Below are 21,701 nucleotides of genomic sequence, written 5' to 3'. Positions count from 1 at the left end.
AATTTAATCAAAAGGGAAGATTCATGCCGGGGGGAACTAAGCCGGACATTTTTTGGCTGGTGGTGGACTCAATTTTTGCTTGTACATCTTTAAGTGCAACTAAAATTAAATCTTCAAGCAATTCTTTATCACTCAGCAATGATTCATCAATCAACACTTTTTTTACTTCATTTTTACAAGACATTGTAATTTTTACCTGCCCATTACTTGCAGATCCTTCAACTTCAATATTACCAAGTTCATTTTGTGCCTTTTGCAGATTGGCCTGCATCATCTGAGCTTGTTTCATTAGGTTACCCATTCCGCCTTTTGCCATTATTTTCTCCTAATTAATTTTGGTCGATTTGATAGTGCTCTCAATAATTTGAGCATCAAATTCATTTAAGATATTTTCAATTTTTGAGTCTGTTTTTATTGAGTCTGTGGCAACCTTCAGAGCATCATCTTTTTCTATTTGTTTTTTTTGAGCCGGCGTTGATGTCACTGTCTCTTCATTTATTTCGATTTTTATTTTTTCTCCATAAATCGTATAGAGCGATTCTTCTAAAATTTTAATATATTTATCATTATTTAAATGCTTGAATCTTTCATCAACGATTAGATATAAAAAATTATCCTCTTGTGACTTAACTAAACAATTTTGCGCTAAGGTTTTTGCCATGCCAGGTTTAATTTGATCTACAACATGATCCCAATTATCAATTCGAATATTCTCTGCTGAGTTTTTCTTTTTGGGTTCTTGGTTCTCAATTTTTTTGTTATGGTTAATTTGTTTTGTTTCTAACCGTATTGCATTACCATTGTTTATCGGTATGAAGTTCAACAGCCTAATGATGGTCATTCTAAATCCGATATGCTGACTCGGAGAAAAAGGTAAATCTTTCAACCCATTGATAGAAATCTGATAAAGCGTCTGTAAGAGTTGAAGACTAAATTGTTCACCACGCTCTATTGATTTATTTCCACCGCCAAATGTTTGTTCCTCTGAGATCATAAAAATTTTTTCCGATAATACTTTTAGTGCGTTTTCATAAGAGATGTGGTGCTCTCTAAGCTTGTTCAGCAAATCAAAGACCTTTTGTTTGTTGTTATCTAAAATGTTTGTAAGTAATTCATCAATCACGCCGTCAGAGGTGACCCCAAGAATTTGAGATAATTTTTCTAGACTGACATTGCCATTTGTGTAATTTATAACTCTATCCGCAAGCGACAATGCATCTCTCATACTGCCATCAGCATGTTTGGACATCATATTTATTGCTTCATCTTCATAGGCTATTTTTTCCTCATGGAAGATATTTTTTAATTGACCACAGATTTCATCATTTGTCATCTGCATCAAATTAAAATGAAGGCATCGGGATATGACTGTCACTGGTATTTTTTCTGGATCCGTGGTGGCCAAGATAAAGATCACATGTTCTGGCGGCTCTTCAAGTGTCTTTAACATTGCATTGAAAGAGCTTTTTGAAAGCATGTGAACTTCATCGATAATAAATATTTTATATTTGGATGAGGTTGGCTGGTAGTTGGCATTTTCAAGCAGCTCACGCATGTTATCAACCTGTGTATTGGATGCTGCATCAAGCTCGATAACGTCAATAGACTTAGATTGGTCAATTTCAAGACATGAAGAACATTCACAACAAGGCGTTGGGTTAGAACCAGTGTGACAATTTAAGCACTTTGCAAAAATCCTGGCAATGGTCGTTTTTCCCACACCTCTCGTACCTGACAATAGATACGCATGATGTAAACGATCACCTAGGATCGAATTTTTTAAGGCCTCAACAATAAATTCTTGACCGACTATGGTCTCAAAATTTTTTGGACGCCATTTTCTTGCAAGAGCTAGATTTTTCATAATTTTAATTAATTAAGGCGAGCCATGGTCTCGGCACTTGTTTCATTAGTTGTGGCTGCTTGCTTCCGCACCTGACCAGGTTGGCTAACTTACAATGCGAGGTGACCCGCCAGCTATTATTTTACATTAACTTGATGTTGGTTGTTGTGTTAACCACATTTTTTTACGGGCTGTTTTGAAAGATAATCCCACTCTTCATCGGTGTAGAGTCTTGATCTAATAAAAAATCTTAAACCCGTTGGGCGCTCCAAAGAAAACTGGCCACCTGTACCAGGAATCGCATCTAGGGTGATATGTGTGTGTTCCCAGTATTCAAATTGTGATGCGCTCATATAGAAAGATACACCATTGACTTCTCCCAAGCATACATCACTTGACCCTAGATAAAACTCACCATCCGGATAGCACATCGGAGAACTTCCGTCACAGCACCCGCCAGACTGATGAAACATGATAGGACCATGCTCATTTCTTAACTTTTCAATTAATTCATTTGCAGCATCTGTGGATGAAATTCTAGTAATCATAAAAAAAGGGTTACATTGTGTAACCCTTATTTTATAACAAAATAACGACTTAAAAGAAGCCTAATTTATTTTCACTGTAACTTACAAGTAAGTTCTTAGTTTGTTGGTAATGATCAAGCATCATTTTATGTGTTTCTCTACCGATACCAGACTGCTTGTAACCACCAAACGCTGCGTGAGCAGGGTAGGCATGATAACAGTTTGTCCATACACGACCGGCTTGTATCGCACGCCCCATACGGTGAGCAATATTTCCATTTCTTGACCAAACACCGGCACCTAGACCGTAGAGTGTGTCGTTAGCAATTTCAAGAGCTTCGGCTTCGTCTTTAAATGTTGTCACTGAAACGACTGGACCGAAAATTTCCTCTTGGAAAACTCTCATCTTGTTATGTCCTTTGAGGATTGTAGGTTCGATATAGTAACCATCAGAAAGCTCACCATCTAATGAGCGTAAGTTTCCGCCTGTAAGAAGTTCAGCACCTTCTTCTTGCCCAAGCTTGATGTAAGACATGATTTTTTCTTTTTGCTCGCTAGATGCTTGTGCGCCGATCATTGTAGCCGCATCAAGAGGGGATCCACCTTTAACAGCTTTTGTTCTTTCAATCGCTCTTTCAATGAATGCATCATAAATTGATTCTTGAATTAATGCACGAGAAGGGCATGTACATACCTCACCTTGGTTTAAGGCAAACATTGTGAATCCCTCAAGACATTTATCAAAATAAGCATCATCTTTTTCCATCACATCTTCGAAGAAGATATTTGGAGATTTTCCACCTAATTCAAGAGTGACAGGGATGATATTTTGAGAAGCGTATTGCATAATCAGTCGACCAGTTGTTGTTTCTCCAGTAAATGCAATTTTCGCTATACGGTCTGAGCTAGCAAGTGGTTTTCCTGCTTCTAATCCAAAGCCATTGACTAAGTTTAATACACCCGGCGGAAGAAGATCACCAATAATTTCTGCGACCACCATAATTGAAACTGGAGTTTGTTCCGCAGGCTTCATAACTACACAATTACCTGCACCAATAGCAGGTGCTAATTTCCAAGCCGCCATTAAGATAGGGAAGTTCCAAGGAATAATTTGTCCAACAACCCCTAATGGTTCATGGAAATGGTAAGCAACAGTCTCATGGTCTATTTCACAAACCGACCCTTCTTGCGCTCTAATTGCTCCAGCAAAGTACCTAAAATGATCAATTGCTAGAGGAATGTCAGCTGCCATGGTTTCGCGAATAGGCTTACCATTATCGATAGTCTCTGCAAGAGCGATCTTTTCAAGATTCTGCTCCATTACATCTGCAATTTTATTAAGAATATTAGCTCTTTCTGTAGGGCTTGTTTTACCCCAGGCATCTTTTGCGGCATGCGCAGCGTCTAGAGCTAAGTTAACATCCGCCTCTGTCGATCTAGCTACTTCACAGAATGGTTTACCAGTTAAAGGGGTAATATTTTCAAAATACTTTCCATCAACAGGTTTTACCCATTTTCCGCCAATGTAATTGTCGTATCTTTCCTTGTAAGGACTATCTATCCCAAGGTTTTTTAGTGTATCAAACGCCATTTTCTCTTTCCTCCCAAAAATAAAATTAGCTGTGATGCTAAGTGTATTAGATGCCTATGCAATACATTAATGGGATTTTGCGTTTAAATCAAGTCAACATACCTGATAACATTTTATGTATAATCCACGTCTAAAATTCATCAGGAAGGGTGGATGAGTGGTTTAAATCGCACGCCTGGAAAGCGTGTTCAGGTTGAATAGCCTGACGCGGGTTCGAATCCCGCCCCTTCCGCCATTAATTTCTTGTGTCATTTAAAATTAAAACAACAATGAATTGAATTTTTTTGTATACCAAACACTCTATGAAGTGTTTTTACTATTTTGGGAGATTTCATAGATGACGAAAGATGTCTTGAAATACCTGGTAATACCTATAATGAGTTTCTTGATGTTTGGTATCTTTATCCAATATCATGTATCAAAACCAAACCCACCAAAAAAATTATTGTGCAATGAAGGCAATCTTTTATCCCAAATTGACGGAAAAGGTTCTGTTTACACCAGGGTAGGTGGCTTATCATGTAATTATGACAAAGGAACTCTTATTATTAATGATAAGAGCAACAGAGTAACGTTAAACGTTTTATAGATATTCTTATTTATAAAAGTGAGCAAAAACTACCGTTAATTTTACTTTCTGAACTAGGTTTCGGAATAATGTCTGACAATTGTTTTATAAATTCTTTATATAAATTCGTGAGCTGTATGTCTTGCCTGACCTGAAGATATTGTATTTTTTGTATAGATAGCGTTCCCTGCTTTATCTGGTTTGAAGGTTCTTCATATATATTAAATTTTAATTCGGCATACATCGTTTTCATTAATGGATTATAAAAAAAATTAGGTTCAAGTTTGATAATATAATGTGAATATTTGTTGGAGTCACAGTCTTCATATTTTATTTGTTGATGACTTTTTCTATAAACCAATAAAGCATTTCTAAAAATATCAGAGTGCTTATAAAAAAATCTTTTATTTACTCTAAATGATACTCTGTCAGAGTCGGAGTAATAATTATATCGGTCATCAAAAAAGTATTGGACATCAAGCTCTTCACTTGCTATTAATGAAGGCATGAAAATAAAGTTAATAACTAATAAAAAAAAAACGATACTTGCATTCATTTTCATCATATGTACTAGTCTATCGGGAATAGCTTTAAGTTCAACTTTAGATGGCAAAATAATTAAGATTATTGATGGCGACACGGTCTATTTTCAGGCTAACAATGACGATGGCTACAAAAAACTAAGACTTGTGGGTATTGATGCTCCAGAAATGAAACAAGCTTTTGGCAATCAATCGAAGCAATGTTTGGCTAATCTAATTAACAACAAGCTGGTTCAAATCATTTCGTTTGGAGAAGATCGTTACAAAAGAACCTTGGCAAAAATACTCATTGAAAAAATTGATATCAATCTTGCTATGATTAAAAATGGCTGCGCTTGGTTTTATAGAAGATATAAAAATACTTTAGATAAAGATGATCAGGTTATGTATGATCAAGCTGAAATTTTTGCTATTGAAAATAAAAAAGGACTTTTTAACAACCAAGAGGCAGAAGCTCCATGGGTTTGGAGAAAAAAGAATTGAACAATTTTTCTTATTACTTATCAATACAAAAAACTAGGGAGTTATTAATGAAAAAAATATTATCAGTGCTTTCGCTTTTTCTCTTTCCAGCAGTAGGTCTTGGTGCTTGTGGTGATTTTTATGACACACCTTTAACAACCCTCCAGGGGGATAAATTTAATCTATGTGAACATAAAGATAAACCTATTATCTTTGTCAACACCGCCAGCAAATGTGGTTTCACCTCCCAATTTGAGGATCTCGAGAGACTTTACTCTGATAACAAAGATAAGCTTTTAATAGTAGGTTTTCCATCTAACGATTTTAATCAAGAACCTGGTTCTAATGAAGAAATACAAAAATTTTGCAAACTAACATACGCTGTTGAATTTCCAATGATGGAGAAATCAAGTGTCGTTGGCCCTAAGGCAAACCCAATTTATCAAAAATTGAGCGATGTTACAGGCAAGGCTCCAATGTGGAACTTCTATAAGTTCGTTGTGATGCCTAATTTTGAAAAAGTGCACGTGTTTTCCAGTATGACAAATCCCGAATCTAAGGATATTAAAAAGATACTGCAACCATTTAATATTAATTAATTTTTGTTGATATGCTGAATAATGATTGCTGATAGCTCTTCAACAGAGCGACTGGTTGAGTCAGCAATTGGAACCCCTAGCTTTTGCATTAATCTTTCAGCTTTTTTGATTTCATCTTTACAATTTTCAAGGCTTGCGTAATGACTATCGGGACGTCGTTCACTTCTCAGTGAGCTTAACCTGTTTGCTTGAATTGTGAGACCAAAAATTTTATCCATATATCCTTCAAGAATAGGAGGAATCGTACCTCTCTCGAAATCTTCAGGAATTAAAGGGTAATTTGCTGCTTTTATGCCAAATTGCATGGCCAGATAAATACTTGTTGGTGTTTTTCCACTTCTTGAGACACCAACCAAAATCACGTGAGCTTGGTTTAATCCATTATGCGTCATCCCGTCATCATGGCCTAGAGCAAAATTTATGGCCTCAATACGGTTGCCATAATTGGCACCCTTCATGCTGTGAGCCACCCCAGGCCTGGTCAGTGGTTCCTGATTTAATTCTTCTCCAAGTGGATATATAAAGGATTCAAACAAGTCAATATAGTATGCATCTACCTGTTTCAGTTCGCTGCGAAGGATATTATTACCAATAGACATAATCACAATCGGCCTTATCCCGTTAATTAATTTTGCATTGACGATTCTTTTTTGAGCATCTTCAATTTTTTGATGAGAGTCAGTGAAGGGAATCCTAATTTGCTCAAATTCTGTATCCGGGAAATGCGCTAACAAACCACCGAGGGAGCCGGCTGTAATACCTGTTCCATCAGATATAAAAAAAGCTCTTCTTTTATTGTCAGAAGACATTACTTCGAAATTTTTTTCCAGGTAGAAATAACGGTATCAGGATTTAATGAGACAGATGATATTCCTTTGTCCACCAACCATTGAGCCAAGTCATCATGATCTGACGGTCCTTGCCCACATATACCTACATACTTCTTCTTCTTTTTAGCAGAAGTAATTGCTTGTTCAATGAGCTTCATTACTGCAGGATCTCTTTCATCAAACCCATCAGCCAAAATACCAGAATCACGATCAGTACCTAGAGTTAATTGTGTCAAATCATTTGACCCGATTGAAAAACCATCAAATAATTCTAGGAATTCATCAGCCAGAATGGCATTCGATGGAACCTCACACATCATAATAATTTTTAGATCATTTTCACCTCTTTTAAGGCCATGACTCTCTAAAATTTGAAGTACTGATTTAGCTTCGTTTAGAGTTCTAACAAATGGAATCATGATTTGGATATTGGTAAGCCCTAATTCATCCCTCACTTTTTTCAATGCTTTGCACTCCAAAGCGAAACAGTCTTTGAATTCTTCGGATTGATATCTTGCAGCACCCCTAAATCCAATCATTGGATTTTCCTCATCAGGCTCATAAATATCTCCAGCAACCAATTTTTTATACTCGTTAGACTTAAAGTCTGACGTTCTTAAAATAACTGGATTTGGATAGAAAGCAGAACCCAAAGTAGCTACTCCTTCAGCAACCTTATTAATGTAGTAATTTTCCGGATTCGAATAACCTTTTGACTTATGGTCAATCACTTCTTTAATATCACTTGGCATGGCATCATAATTTATGATGGCTTTTGGATGAATGCCAATAATATTGTTGATAACGAATTCTAATCGCGCTAATCCAACACCATGGTTTGGTATTTGGGCAAAGGTAAATGCCATATCGGGATTACCAACATTCATCATCACCTTAACAGGCGGAGAAGGCAATTCCCCATCTTCTTGAATCTCAACATCAAAATCCAGCTTACCTTGATAAACTATTCCAGTTTCACCTTCAGCGCATGACACAGTAACAATATCGCCATCTTTTAGTAATTCAGTTGCATTCACACTGCCAACAATAGCAGGAATACCAAGTTCACGCGCGATAATTGCAGCGTGACAAGTTCTACCACCTCTATTAGTTACTAGGGCAGAGGCTCTTTTCATAACAGGTTCCCAATTTGGATCTGTCATGTCTGCAACCAAAACATCTCCAGGTTGAACAGTGTGCATTTCATTAGGGTCTGTTACAACTCGCACCGGTCCAACACCAATTTTTTGAGTGACAGCTCGTCCTGCAACAATTGCCTTACTGGTTTCATTAAGCTTGAAAGTTTCAGTGACATTTTTCTTTTGTGATTTCACTGTTTCAGGCCTTGCTTGAAGGATATACAGTTTATTGTCGATACCATTCTTACCCCATTCAATATCCATAGGGCACCCATAATGCTCCTCAATAGTTATTGCATATTTAGCTAGCTCTAAAACTTCATCATTCGAGAGACTGAATCGATCAGATTCTTTATTATCCACATCTACAGTCTCTGTACTTTTTCCAGCTTCATTCAAATTTGAAAAAACCATCTTAATTTTTTTTGAACCGATTGTTTTTTTCACAATGGCAGGAAAATTCTTTTTTAATAACGGTTTATGGACGTAAAATTCATCAGGGTTTACAGCACCTTGAACAACAGTCTCACCAAGACCATATGAAGACGTAATAAAAACAACATCATTAAAACCAGACTCTGTGTCAATAGAAAACATCACACCAGCACATCCAATATCACTTCTCACCATCTGTTGCACGCCCGCAGATATAGATACGTCCGCATGAATAAAACCTTTATGCACACGATAAGAAATTGCGCGATCGTTATACAAGGATGCAAAGACTTCTTTAATGGCTTTTTTGATATTTTCAATGCCTTGAATATTTAAAAAACTTTCCTGTTGACCTGCAAAGGATGCATCAGGAAGGTCTTCCGCAGTAGCTGATGATCGAACAGCAAAAGTCATTCCGTCAGATGATCTTTGAGTTAAATTAGAATATTCCTCCTCAATTGAGCTATCTAATTCTTTTGGAAAAGGGGTTTCCATAATCCAATTACGGATCTTTTTGCCAGACGCAGCAAGCTGTTGAACATCATTAATGTCTAATCCATCTAACTCTTGTGAAATTTGATTACCAAGATCATCGTGTTTTAAAAATTCTTGGAATGCACAAGCGGTAGTTGCAAATCCGGTTGGAACGCGAATTTCTTTTTGTGTTAATTGAGAAATCATTTCACCAAGTGATGCGTTTTTTCCACCAACCGAACCAACGTCAGTGTTTCTCAAATTTTCAAAAGGGATAACGTAATCTGTCATGCTGTTTTTACTCTTAATTAATATCTGTATGAATGCTGCTTACCAAAACTTGTAATTCTGCCAAATTCACAATCAAATGTCATTAAATAATGTAACATTAGTTTAAAAACACTGATCCGTAATATGAAAGATTTTGATAAAGATATTGCATGTATTTCAAGTATAAGTCGATACTTTGCAAGACTTATTAAAAATGAAGAGTACCTTGAATACATGCGCACATCATATTCAAAACTCTTTGGTAAAATTGATGTTGAGGAAACCTTATCCTTTAAGGTCGATGACGAAAAAAACTTTCTAAAATCTATCAGAGTCGCAAAAAATAAAATCTTAATGCGATTAATTTTTTGTGATTTAAAACAAATGATCCAGTATGAGGATGTTGTTGATATTTACTCATACTTTGCCGATTTAGTTATCCAAAAGACATTTGCTTTCTATGCCGAAAGTTTTAATTGCAAAAAAGAAAATTTCTATATCATTGCAATGGGAAAATTAGGAGGTCAGGAGCTTAATGTGGCTTCAGACATTGATTTGATATTTGCACATGACAATGACACTTTGGATAATCAACAAGGCTCAGAACTTGCAAAAAAAATTATCTATGCACTCGAGAATAATGATGAGAATGGTTTTGTATTTCATGTTGATATTAGATTGAGACCTCATGGTAGTGAAGGAAGATTGGTACCATCATTAAATTTTCTTGAAGACTATTATCTGAATTATGGAAGAGAATGGGAGCGCTATGCGTGGATTAAACATAGAGTAATTGTTGGTGATGAAGATAAAATTTCTAACCTGATTACCCCTTTTGTTTATAGAAAATACCTAGACTATAAAACGATTTCTGAGATTAGAAACTTAAAAAAATTAATTAAAAAAGACTTAAATGAAAAAAATAAGTTAAATGACATTAAGTTAGGTGTCGGTGGGATTAGGGAGATTGAGTTTATTGTCCAGGCAATCCAGCTCATAAGGGGTGGAAAAAATCCACATTTAAGATTAAAAAATACACTTGCATCATTACAACAAATTTTTTATGAAAAGGCCTTAGATAAGGAAGAATTTACTAATTTAAAAGCGGCCTATATCTTTCTTAGAAATACTGAACACAGAATCCAATATCTTGATAATAAACAAACTCATTTGATTCCAGCAAATGGTGACTTAGATCTTTTATCACAAAGTTATAATCTAAATTCCAAAGAATTCATAACTCAGCTTGATAAATTCAGAGAATCTATTAATTTTCAATTTGTTAACTTTTTCAAAACTGAAAATGAGCACGAAGGAGCAATCGACCATTTCCATGACAGTGAAAATAAGGAGTTGGTGGATAATTTAACAAAATCAAAACGTTGGAATAAATTATCTATTGCAAATCAAGAAAGAATTATTACGCTTTTTAAATTATTAGATGAAGAGATTTATGTTAATAAATACAAGAAAGATCAAAAAGTTTTTTTAAAAGTTTACGACCTCATAGAGACCATATCTTCAAGATCTAATTACATTGCATTTTTTATTGAATATGCAGATTGTTTTAAATCAATCATTAGGTTTGCATCTAACAGCTCTTGGATTATTGAGTATATTAAAAAACATCCAATTTTGATTGATGATCTTTTAATTAACCATGGAGATTATGAAGTGGACTACAGCCTGCTTCATGATCGAACACTGGATATTTTATTAAAACTTAAAAGCTTAGATGAACAGCTAGATTATTTAAGGGACCTTAAACACAAATTAATTTTCCAACTTGCGGTTTTAGAAATTAAAGGTGAAATTAAACTAGAAACGGTCTCTGATGAGCTATCAGATATTGCTGATTTTTTTATCAACATTACCATCGGCTTTCTTAAACATAAGTTTAGTAATGACAAACTTTTTGAATCATTTGCTATTGTCGCTTACGGCAAATATGGTGCTAAGGAAATGAGTTACGCATCTGACTTGGATATTGTATTTTTATATAAATATGCTGGGCATGATAAGTCAGAATTTATCAACATTGCCAAGAAGTTAAGTACATGGTTTTCCAGTTACACCAATGCTGGGGTTTTATATGATTTAGATTTGGCTCTCAGACCAAATGGAAATAACGGCTTGTTGGTCAGCTCATTTGATGCGTTTGAAAAATACCAAATGGAGCAGGCATGGTTATGGGAACACCAAGCCTTATCCAAGGCAAGATGTTGTTATGGAAACGAGGCTTTAACAAAAAGGTTTAACGAAATACGAAACAAAGTCCTAACAAAACCGAGAAGAATTCAAGAATTAAAAGATGAAATATTTAAAATGCGTCAAAAAATGTATAGTCAACATAACCCCAAAGAAGATAGCTTTGACTTAAAAAACGATAAAGGTGGGCTCATTGATATTGAATTTTTAGTTCAGTTCTTTGTGTTGATGTATTCAACCAAACATCAAAATTTATTGTCTAACACGGGTAACTTGGCTTTAATTAATGCTTTAGAAGGTTACCAGTTGATTAAAAGTGAGGAGTCAACACTTCTTAAAAAAGCATATCTTTTATATAGGCAAGAAATTCATAAATTGGCATTAAACAATCAAACTAATTCATTGGTTGATAGGGGGCTTATGGAGAATCTACCGCATGAAGTTCATCAATGTTTCATGTCCTATCTTTCTTAGGTTTAATAATAATTGCAGTCTTTAATTGATATTGTTAAAATCTAGTTCTTTGGATATTTCCTCAAAATTTAGAGTTATTTCATAAATAAGATTTAAAATCAGAGAAGTTTGAATCTTAATAATAAAGTCAAAACGGAGAAAAAAATGGCATCTTTATTAGAACAATTAAAATCAATGACCACTATTGTTGCAGACACTGGTGAAGTTGATGCAATTAAAACGCTTAAGCCTGTTGATGCAACAACAAACCCATCACTACTATTAAAAGCTAGTCAACTACCGCAATGTGAATCAATGATTGAAGAGGCTATTGCATATGCAAAGGCTCAAGGAGGTTCTACTGAGGAGCAGGTTGAGAATGCAGCGGATAAATTAGCTGTGGCTGTTGGCCTTGAGATTTTAAACCATATTCCAGGTCGTATTTCGACAGAGGTTGATGCAAGTTTATCATTCAATATAGATAAAATGGTTGCAAAAGGTAAGAAGCTTATTAAGCTCTACAACGATGCCGGCGTATCTAATGATCGCGTACTCATTAAGTTAGCGTCTACTTGGGAAGGTATTAAAGCAGGTGAAATCCTCGAAAAAGAGGGCATTAATTGTAACTTAACCCTTTTATTCAGTTTTGCTCAGGCCAGAGCTTGTGCTGAAGCAGGTGTTTTCCTTATCTCTCCATTTGTTGGAAGAATCATGGACTGGTATAAGGCTAAAACTGGTCAAGAGTATGCACCAGCTGATGATCCAGGCGTGCAGTCAGTAACTAGAATTTACAACTGGTATAAAGAGCATGGTTTCAATACAGTTGTTATGGGTGCTTCTTTTAGAAACATCGGTGAGATTACTGAATTAGCTGGATGTGATCGATTAACTGTTGCCCCTGCGCTACTTACTGAACTAGAGAACACTGAAGGTACTTTAGATAAGAAGCTAGTTGACAATGGCGCGAAAACTGAAAAACCTGCAAAACTTACTGAAGAACAATTCAGATTTGATCATAATGAAGACGCTATGGCGACTGAGAAGCTTGCTGAAGGTATCAGAAACTTTGTTATCGATCAAAATAAACTTGAAAAAGCTCTTGCTGAGAAACTGTAAGCTTTTTTGAATTGACAAGGAAACTATCTACCTATAATATTCCCGTTCTAACAGGAAATAGGTAGATATTCTATTTTTTATAAATTTTTATCGGGAGATATAAACGATGGCATTAACTCAAGTCGCATTAGACTCATTAGATTTTGACGCAACAGTTGCTTTAGCTGAAAAAGTTGCAGCAAATGTTGATATTTTAGAAATTGGTACTCCATGCATTAAGCACAACGGTATCAAATTATTAGAAACTTTAAGAGCTAAGTTCCCAAACAACTTAATCTTAGTTGACCTTAAAACAATGGACGCTGGCGAATATGAAGCTGAGCCATTCTATAAAGCTGGTGCTGACATTTGTACAGTTCTCGGCGCTTCTGGTATCGCTACAATTAAAGGTGTTATCGCAGCTGCTAAAAAATACGGTAAAGAAGTTCAAGTTGATATGATCAACGTTGACGATAAAGCATCTTTAGCTAAAGAAGCTGTTGCTGCTGGTGCACAAATCATCGGTGTTCACACTGGTCTTGATGCTCAAGCTGCTGGTCACACACCATTTGAAGATTTAGCTGCTATTGCTGCTCTTGATACAGGCGCTAAAATCTCAGTTGCTGGTGGCGTTAAAGCTGCTACAACTCAGCAAGTTAAAGACGCTGGTGCTGCAATTATTGTTGCTGGTGCTGCTATCTACGGCGCTGCTGATCCAGCTGCTGCGGCTAAAGAAATTACAGATATTGCTCACTAATCGAGTAAAAATCTAGTATTTTTTAAAATCCCGACTCAGGTCGGGATTTTTTTTGGTATTATTTTGTTTTATTTATGAATTCATTAATTTAAGGGATGCTGAATGGATACACAAAAACTTATTTTAGATAGATTAACCACGGTACTTTCAGAAACTGACAAAAGTAACGCAGCAAAGTTAAAAGCACTTGTTGACGGTGCTGGAAGAATTTTCGTTGGCGGGGCAGGTCGTTCTGGACTTGTTTCACGTTTTTTTGCAATGCGTCTTGTTCATTCAGGTTATCAAGTGAACATGGTAGGTGAGGTTGTAACACCAGCAATGAAGGATGGTGACTTACTTGTTGTAATTTCTGGATCCGGTGGAACAAAGACTCTATTACCCATTCTTGAAACTGCAAAATCAAAGGGCGGTAAGATTGCGGTTATTTCTCAGAAAACAAGTTCAGCAATGGCAGAGATTGCTGATTTGGTAGTTCAAGTTGGTAATGATGACAGCTATTCTAATTACACAGAAGGTATGCCAATGGGCACAGTATTTGAGTTATCAACATTAGTGTACTTAGAAGCAGTGATTGCAGAAATTATTTTTGACAAAGGTTTAACTGAGGATGGTATGAGAGCGATTCATGCTAACTTAGAGTAAAATCAGTTTTTATAATAAAAAAGGGAGCATTAGCTCCCTTTTTTGTTTAAAATTTTATAATGCATACCTTTGATCTTCCTCATCAAGAAAACTCATCCATCTGGTTTGATAAATTCGCTTCCAGTCACTCTCCGATATTTCTTGATAGCTGTTTTCAAGGTAATGGTCATCTCAATGATTATAATCGATATGACCTAATCTGCTGGGATCCGTTTATAGAAATAATTCAAAAAGGATCCAAGACTTTAATCATAAAGGAGGGTACATCATTTTTATCTGATGAATCATTTACAGAGACCGTAGACGTTATCTACTCCGGATTATTAGATAGTTACGGAAATAATTCTTTACTGCCATTCACAGGCGGCTTGATTGGCTACCTCTCGTATGAGTTTGGTCAGAAAAGCACAAAAGATATAGTTTTACCTCAAGCAAGAGCAAATGCCTATAAAAATACTATTCTTGTGGACCATCTTGAAAAGAAAACACATTTTATTAGCTTTAATGAAAAAAAAGATGCAGTAGCAACTTATGATCAATGTTTGAATCATCAAAATGAAATTAGTGACGACTTTGTTATCACAGAGCCAATAGTAAATATTGAATCTTTTGAGGAGTATAAAGATAAGTTTAATAAGATTCAGCAATACATTACCGATGGTGATGTTTATCAGGTAAATTTAGCCACAAAATTTTCCACCAAATACTCTGGAGATCCTTGGGTCTTTTATAAAAAATTTCGCGACATTAATAAGTCACCATACATGGCGTATTTAAAGTTTGAAGATTATTCCATTATCTCAGGCTCACCAGAACAGTTTATTTCAGTCAATGGGCAAACTATAACTTCACGACCAATAAAGGGCACAATGCCAAGAGGGGATAATTTAAAGTCCGATAGCATTAATTATGAAAAACTGAGTTCCAGTGAGAAAGATAAGGCAGAAAATTTAATGATAGTGGACTTAATCCGAAATGACCTAGGAAAGAATTGTGACACGGGTACTGTTAATGTAAAAAATCTATTTAACATTGAGAGTTATCCCAACGTTCATCATCTTGTAAGTTCTATTGAGGGTCAACTCAAGCAAGAGATATCGCCATGGACCGCATTTTGTGACGCTTTTCCAGGAGGTTCAATAACTGGTGCCCCAAAGAAAAGATCATTAGAAATTATTGATGAGCTGGAAAGTTTTTCAAGAGAGATTTATTGTGGATCAATTTTTTATTTATCTTTCAATAAGACCATGAATTCCAATATTGCAATAAGATCTTTGATTGCCTCTGGTGGTAGATTAGAATATTTTTCAGGTGGTGGCATTACAAAAAGCTCGTCGGTAAAGAGCGAGTACAATGAAATATTTAATAAAGCTGCAAATATTGAAAAAGCCATTTCATACTTTATGAGGTTATCAAATGAATAAAGAATTAATGAATAAAATTAAATCAGATTTAAATGAATGGATGATCCACAATGAATTATTAGTCAAAGAATTTGTGTTCTCAACTTTTCAAGATGCCATTAATTTTGTTAATGCAGTTGCAAAAATTGCAGATGAAGCCGATCATCACCCTGATATTTTCATTTCTTACAATAAGGTGAAAATCTCATTAATCACCCATGATCTCGGGGAAATTTCAGAAAAAGATTATTCACTTGCAAAAGAAATTGAATCTCTAGAAGTTTAAAAATTTCGTTTTTTTGAAATCACCATAATTCAGTAAGACGGTAGGTAATATCAATAGATTTAAAATGGTAGAGGTGAATAAACCTCCAATAATGATCATGGCCATAGGACCTTCGATTTCTTTTCCTGGCTCTCCAGATCCAATGGCAATCGGAAGAAGGGCTAGACCAGCTACTAAGGCAGTCATCAGAATGGATGGCAATCTTTCCGATGCGCCGAGGATGCATGTTTCTAAATTCCACGTATGACCCTCATAATCCACGAGGTGCTGATAGTGAGATATCAGCATTATTGAATTCCTTAACGTAATTCCGAACAGCGTGACAAATCCGACTAATGATCCGATCGATATCCAACCCCCATGAATTGATGCTGCGATGACACCGCCAATGAGTGCAAAGGGTAAATTAAGTAGTGTAAGGCTGAGATTTTTTAAAGTACCAAACGCTATATAGAGCATTAAAAGAACGCCAGCAATTGCAATAGTCGAATGTGCAATCAAGTCTTCACGTGATTGTGCATTTTCTTGAGCTTCGCCTGTGATCTCAAAATAGTTCCCCGAACCTAATTGAATTCTCTCAAGCCCTTTTTTTACATTAATTACGTAATCATTTAAATCATAATCATCAATATTAGATGTGATGGTTTGTACTCGCTTACCACCCTGATGAAGAATCTTAGAACGACCACTAACTTGTGATATTTGGGCGATGTCTCCCAGCTCAACTATTTGGCCCAATGATGAGCTAAGGGGTAATTTTTTAATATCTTCAATACCATCCTTAAATTCTGAATCTATGGTAACGGCGATGTCAACTGGAATCATTCTTTCGTATATCTGTGCTACAGGTAAGTTTTCATATGCAGCTCTAATAACATCTAGAGCATCCGCTCGACTGATTCCAAAATTTGTTAGCTGCTCTGGAAGTAGTTTGATATTTACCTGGGGATTTCCAGGAGGGGATTGCAGCATGATGTCTTTAGATCCTGGAAGGGTTTCTAACATTTGAGCAACTTTAATGGCATCTTGATCAAGGGTGTCTAAGTTATTTCCATACAAATTAATCACAACGGCAGCATTGTAGCCAGATATTGTTTCTTCAATCCGTTCTGTTAAAAAAGTATTAATTGCAAAATTAACTCCCACAAAACCATTATCTTTATCATAGACAATATCCTGAATTGAGCTCAGGATTCTTCTTTGGTCGTCTCCAGATTTTTTTGATAATTCAATCTCAAATTCACTGTAGTGTGTACCAAATGTATCTGCACCAAGAGGCGAGCGGCCAACCCATTGGGCGACTGACCGCACGCCGTCAATTTTTAAAATTTGTTCCGTCACTAAGTTACCAATCCTTAAAGACTCTTTTTCCGAGGTTCCTGGGTATGCTGCCATGTGCATAATGTAATGTCCTTCGTTTAATGGCGGAATAAAATGAGTTTTAAATAAAGGAATGAATGAGAGACCAAACGCAATCACAAATAAAGAGATAATTAAAACGACTTTGGAGTGAGATTCAATGCGAAGCAATATATTGCGGTAATTTTTTTTTAATGATTTGATTACAGGTGAGTCTTCAGTGTTCAGATTTTCATTTTGACCAAGAAGCAAATAACTCATAGCAGGTGTAACTGTAAGGGCTACTGCTAGAGACGCTAGAATGGAAAGGATATAGGCAATCCCTAACGGGCCAAATAATTTTCCGGCAACTCCGGTTAATGAAAGCAAAGGTAAAAAAACAATAACAATAATCAAAGTTGCATAGACTACTGATTTTCTAACTTCCATTGAGGATTCAAAAACGACCTGATATAAGGGTTTTTTATTTTTCAATGTTTTGTTCTCTCTTAATCGACGAAAAATATTTTCCACATCAATAATTGCGTCATCAACGACCTCACCAAGAGCGATAGCAAGACCACTGAGTACCATGACATTTAGCCCCAGGTTCATATGACTCATGACCGCAATCGCTGATAGAAGCGATAGCGGGATGGCGATAGCAGAGATAAAAGCCGTTCGAAAATTAAATAAAAATAGGTACAAAATTCCAATCACTAAAATTGCACCAATGATGATATCCACCCTTAACCCTTTGATTGATGCATCAATAAAATTAGCCGGCTTGAAAAGTTCTGGGTGAATGGTTATTTCTTCCTTGTTGGCAACCGAAAGAAGAGATTCGATTGCTGTCTCAAGATTTTCAGTCAATTCGTATGTATCTGAACCAAGCTGCCCCTGGATCGATAAATACACACCAATCTGACCGTTAATGGAGGCGCTACTGATGGAGGGGGTATATCCATCCTCAATGACAGCCACATCCTTAAGTCTGAGTAATTTTCCTTGCTTATTGAATAGAGTCGTTTGTTCTAATTCTCTTGCTGTAAGCGTTTGTCCTTCTGTATTAATAATGATTCTTTGATTTTCATTTTGAATAAAACCTCCACCGCGGACAGCGGAAGATTTTTTGGCAGCAGTAAATATATCTTGTAAACTTAGATCATTTTCTAGCAATTTTTTTGGAATAGTCTTGATTTGCAGCTGCCTAACCTTGCCGCCAAATCGATTTACATCCGCAACGCCTTCTACTGCCATTAAGTGCGGAATAACAACATTGTCAGCAAAAGTTCTCAGTTGAATTTCATTCTTAGTGTCAGAAGTTAATCCTATTCCAAGAACGCTTGATGCGGATGAGGTGAGGGGAGTTATTTTTGGAATAATGTTGGTCGGTAAGATGTTGGTAAGGGTTGATAATTTTTCTGTAATTGACTGCCTGTTTCTGTAAACATCTGTATCTTCATCAAAAATTACTGTGACGACTGAGAGCCCTGGAATGGATTGGGATCTAATTTGCTTTATTCCGATCGTGCCTGAAACCATTACCTCGATCGGTCGCGTTACCAATTTTTCTACCAGGTCTGATGAAAATCCTGGTGATTCAGTCTGAATAACTACCTGCGTTGGAGAAAACTCTGGAAAAACATTAAGAGGACTATTTTTGATTTGGACGATACCATAAACTACAATAATTAATGCAAGACCTATTATCACTCCTGCATATTTGATTGAGAATTTAATTAATGATGACACCTAATCCTCATTTTCATTTTTAATTTGATACTTAAACTCTTCAGATAAAAGAAGTTGAGCACCTTTGGTGACAATTGAGTCCCTTGGTGAAATTAATTCTGCTGAAATCAACCACCCTCTATTAAGTTCATTTTCTAGGACAATAGGCTTTTTGATAAATAAATGAGGCTCTTGTTCAATATACACCCATGACAGTCCATTGCTCCATACTATGGAAGTGTTCGGCACTTCGTAAAGGTTGGTCTTTTCTGCGTCATCTTGAAAATAAAAACCTATTAACTTTGACCCAATTCTGATTTCTGTGGACTGAATTAGATAATAGTAGGTCTGGCCAAGAATGCTTGGCTCAATTGTGGGAGCTTGGTCAATATATATGCCGTCGATTTCATCGCTGCCATTGATAGGCGAGAATACAATTTTATCTGGAATTTTCCTTCCGCTCTCACTTGAGGGGATAGTGATCTTAACTAATCTTGCATTTCCATCGATTAGGGCAGCTAGATTTCTGTCTTTCGACTTTCCCGTTACTATGTTATAGAATTTTTTCCCCCATTGGGTTAAAACCTTTTGTTGAAGATTTTTCTTTAGTGCCGTTTTCTTTTCAATTGCAACTTTTAAATTGCTCACAATGGTCTGCTGATCAAGAAGTACTTGATCAGATATATTTTTTTCATCTTCATTAAGTTCTGCAAAGGCAAGGTATTTTTTTTCTTCTGTTGCTAATTGATTTTGAAGGGTATTTATTTCTTGCATCAATTGATCAAAAATATTTTTCAGGTCAATTAATGTGTCTGTTGCTTGCACTATTCCATAATTAGAAAATGAAGATTGCTTATTTGAGCTTGTTATTCTTGCAGTTTCGATACCGCTATTTTTTACTATTGTCTCAGTCAGCCTTACTTGATTAAGTCCCTCGTCATTAACCTCAATAAAGGACAAGGTTTCTTCCTCGTCAAAGAGGTCGTCGTCAATAAGCTCATCTCTACCCATTAAAATAACAACCCAAATGAGCAAAATGATCACAAACGATTGACAAATAATAATCATGAGACTCTTTTTATTCATTAGGTTCTTTTTCTAGATGCAGTTGACTAACAAAAGGAACATGAAATGTTTTTTCAATTTCATAACCTCCCTGAATTAAATTATATAAGCTATCCAAGTAAATATAATCAATTTCGTATAATTTTATTTTTTCTTGTTCTAGTTCAAAACGACTAAGAATTCCATTTTTAAATTTCTTTTCTAAATTAACGAGTAATAATTCTTTATCAGCATTTAAAGTCTTGGCATTGTTATATTTTTCAGATGAGTCATTTAAATACAACAATAAAGAGTCAATGTCGTTAGCAATCGCTAGCTGTATGTCCATAATTTTGGATGATTCTGAATCTCTAAAACTTTCTGCTTTAGCAATCAAAGCTTTATTTTTTTCTAAATTAGGAATAAGGGTAGATATGCCTAAGGTCCAAATTTTATCTCCAAAGTCATACAAATAGGCAGGACTAAATTTTATATCAGGATACTGTTTGGCAACTTCCAGCTTGAGTGAGGCCTCAGCTCTTGCATAATTTGCAAGATCTCGTCTAAGGTCAATACGTGTTTGGATTGCATTTTCCCTTAAATAAGAGATTTTTTCATCATCAATTGTTTGCATAATATTTAATAAGCTATTGATGATGTTATCAGCAAGGAGGGGATTTTTTTCTAGGTGGTGTAATTTTATTCCTGCTTTTTGTGCGATTTGTTTTCGAATACTTAGTTGATTGATTTGAAAACTCTTCAATTTATTTTCAACTAGCTGGAGTGCAATTTTTGACTGCTGCAGCCGGATATTATCTTCGATACCTTTCTCAAATCTTTTCTTTGTCATTAAATAAATAGACTGACGAGAGAATAATTCATTTTTAATGGTGTTTATTTTTTTTATGTTAAAAGAATATTGAATAAGTGCATTTATAAGCATTAGCCGCTCATTCCAAGAAAGTAATCTATAGTCTTCATAGGCTGATTGAGATGTGTTAAGCGCTATTTCGTAGCGAATTAACCTTTTATTGGCTGTTTCAAGCGGGAACATAACTCCTAAACCCTCGATGTCTGTGGACAAGTCATCGTTGGCACCATCGCCTGATCCCACTTCAACTCCTATTGACGATTGAGGTCGGAATTTTGCAATGACTTCATCATTTTTTACAGTTTGGTACTGTTTTTCTGCAGTTTTGATCTTTGTATTGAAAAAATACAGCGTAGCTAACAAGTTATCGGTATTCCAACCCTCATTAGGAAGGGAAATATTTTGTTCTAGGGAATCGATAAACTGGGTAAAGCTTTCTGTTTCTGAATGTTGATTGTTAATTTCAACATTGTTCGCATCAAGATCAATCTCTTCCTTAAAATAGGGAATGAATTGGCATCCAGCAATAAAAATAATTACTAATGGAATAATAATTTTAGAACTAAAAAAATTCGACAAAATCAAAGCAA

At 35.6% G+C, this 21,701-nt stretch carries 18 protein-coding genes, 1 tRNA gene and 1 pseudogene; 10 read left to right on the top strand and 10 right to left on the bottom strand.

What is annotated here, in order from left to right:
* Positions 1-7 precede the first annotated feature (7 nt).
* The 4 genes from UZ34_03635 to UZ34_03620 all read right to left on the bottom strand — a co-directional run bounded on the left by UZ34_03635 (position 8) and on the right by UZ34_03620 (position 3,961).
* A complete protein-coding gene (locus UZ34_03635) occupies positions 8-316 on the bottom strand; it encodes a nucleoid-associated protein (GenBank protein AKO64504.1) in 309 nt (102 codons plus the stop codon).
* 9 nt (positions 317-325) lie between these two features.
* A complete protein-coding gene (locus UZ34_03630; protein ID AKO64503.1) occupies positions 326-1,864 on the bottom strand; it encodes a hypothetical protein in 1,539 nt (512 codons plus the stop codon).
* Between the two features lie 149 nt (positions 1,865-2,013).
* Complete coding sequence (locus tag UZ34_03625) at positions 2,014-2,391, bottom strand: UDP-glucose 4-epimerase (protein ID AKO64502.1); 378 nt, start codon at positions 2,389-2,391, stop codon at positions 2,014-2,016.
* Positions 2,392-2,440: 49 nt separating this feature from the next.
* Positions 2,441-3,961 (bottom strand): aldehyde dehydrogenase, encoded by a 1,521-nt coding sequence (locus UZ34_03620; GenBank protein AKO64501.1) that lies wholly within the window; start codon positions 3,959-3,961, stop codon positions 2,441-2,443.
* Positions 3,962-4,104: 143 nt separating this feature from the next.
* Here UZ34_03620 and UZ34_03615 point away from each other — a divergent pair.
* Positions 4,105-4,196: transfer RNA gene (locus UZ34_03615), tRNA-Ser, on the top strand.
* 153 nt (positions 4,197-4,349) lie between these two features.
* A complete protein-coding gene (locus UZ34_03610) occupies positions 4,350-4,550 on the top strand; it encodes a hypothetical protein (protein ID AKO64500.1) in 201 nt (66 codons plus the stop codon).
* 10 nt (positions 4,551-4,560) lie between these two features.
* On the opposite strand, the gene UZ34_03605 is transcribed toward UZ34_03610, so the two are convergent.
* Complete coding sequence (locus UZ34_03605) at positions 4,561-5,091, bottom strand: hypothetical protein (protein AKO64499.1); 531 nt, start codon at positions 5,089-5,091, stop codon at positions 4,561-4,563.
* On the opposite strand from UZ34_03605, the gene UZ34_03600 reads away from it, so the two are divergent.
* Both UZ34_03600 and UZ34_03595 read left to right on the top strand, forming a co-directional pair.
* Positions 5,072-5,554, top strand: coding sequence for a hypothetical protein (locus tag UZ34_03600; GenBank protein AKO65155.1), 483 nt, complete (start codon positions 5,072-5,074; stop codon positions 5,552-5,554). The genes UZ34_03605 and UZ34_03600 overlap by 20 nt on opposite strands.
* A 47-nt stretch (positions 5,555-5,601) precedes the next feature.
* Entirely contained in the window at positions 5,602-6,132 is a 531-nt protein-coding gene (locus UZ34_03595; GenBank protein ID AKO65154.1) for a glutathione peroxidase, read from the top strand.
* Here UZ34_03595 and UZ34_03590 read toward each other — a convergent pair.
* The gene (locus UZ34_03590) at positions 6,129-6,941 is read right to left on the bottom strand and encodes a PEP synthetase regulatory protein (protein AKO64498.1); all 813 of its coding nucleotides are present in this window, start codon (positions 6,939-6,941) and stop codon (positions 6,129-6,131) included. The genes UZ34_03595 and UZ34_03590 overlap by 4 nt on opposite strands.
* Entirely contained in the window at positions 6,941-9,217 is a 2,277-nt protein-coding gene (locus UZ34_03585) for a phosphoenolpyruvate synthase (GenBank protein AKO65153.1), read from the bottom strand. Before UZ34_03585 ends, UZ34_03590 begins: the two co-directional genes overlap by 1 nt.
* Positions 9,218-9,424: 207 nt before the next feature.
* Here UZ34_03585 and UZ34_03580 point away from each other — a divergent pair, with 207 nt between their 5' ends.
* From UZ34_03580 to UZ34_03555, 6 genes and pseudogenes are all read left to right on the top strand, one after another.
* On the top strand, positions 9,425-11,962 hold the full coding sequence (locus tag UZ34_03580) for a hypothetical protein (GenBank protein ID AKO64497.1): 2,538 nt from the start codon (positions 9,425-9,427) through the stop codon (positions 11,960-11,962).
* 144 nt (positions 11,963-12,106) lie between these two features.
* Positions 12,107-13,057, top strand: a complete 951-nt coding sequence (locus tag UZ34_03575; GenBank protein AKO65152.1) for a transaldolase — start codon at positions 12,107-12,109, stop codon at positions 13,055-13,057.
* Between the two features lie 106 nt (positions 13,058-13,163).
* On the top strand, positions 13,164-13,793 hold the full coding sequence (locus UZ34_03570; GenBank protein ID AKO64496.1) for a 3-hexulose-6-phosphate synthase: 630 nt from the start codon (positions 13,164-13,166) through the stop codon (positions 13,791-13,793).
* Positions 13,794-13,895: 102 nt separating this feature from the next.
* Positions 13,896-14,435, top strand: a complete 540-nt coding sequence (locus UZ34_03565) for a 3-hexulose-6-phosphate isomerase (protein ID AKO64495.1) — start codon at positions 13,896-13,898, stop codon at positions 14,433-14,435.
* Positions 14,436-14,758: 323 nt separating this feature from the next.
* Positions 14,759-15,859: pseudogene (locus UZ34_03560) on the top strand (hypothetical protein).
* Entirely contained in the window at positions 15,852-16,124 is a 273-nt protein-coding gene (locus UZ34_03555) for a hypothetical protein (protein AKO64494.1), read from the top strand. The pseudogene UZ34_03560 and the gene UZ34_03555 overlap by 8 nt, the downstream one beginning before the upstream one ends.
* Here UZ34_03555 and UZ34_03550 read toward each other — a convergent pair.
* The 3 genes from UZ34_03550 to UZ34_03540 are packed head-to-tail and all read right to left on the bottom strand — an operon-like array spanning position 16,113 to position 21,690.
* Positions 16,113-19,217 carry an acriflavin resistance protein gene (locus tag UZ34_03550; protein AKO64493.1) on the bottom strand — a complete coding sequence of 1,035 codons (3,105 nt, stop codon included), beginning with the start codon at positions 19,215-19,217 and terminating at the stop codon, positions 16,113-16,115. The genes UZ34_03555 and UZ34_03550 overlap by 12 nt on opposite strands.
* The gene (locus UZ34_03545; GenBank protein ID AKO64492.1) at positions 19,218-20,282 is read right to left on the bottom strand and encodes a hypothetical protein; all 1,065 of its coding nucleotides are present in this window, start codon (positions 20,280-20,282) and stop codon (positions 19,218-19,220) included.
* Positions 20,275-21,690, bottom strand: coding sequence for a hypothetical protein (locus UZ34_03540; GenBank protein ID AKO64491.1), 1,416 nt, complete (start codon positions 21,688-21,690; stop codon positions 20,275-20,277). The genes UZ34_03545 and UZ34_03540 overlap by 8 nt, the downstream gene beginning before the upstream one ends.
* Between the last annotated feature and the right edge of the window lie 11 nt (positions 21,691-21,701).

The organism is Methylophilales bacterium MBRSF5, assembly GCA_001044335.1.
GTDB lineage: Bacteria > Pseudomonadota > Gammaproteobacteria > Burkholderiales > Methylophilaceae > BACL14.
Note: the sequence above shows the minus strand (reverse complement) of the source record. Positions and strands in the feature narration are given on the sequence as shown.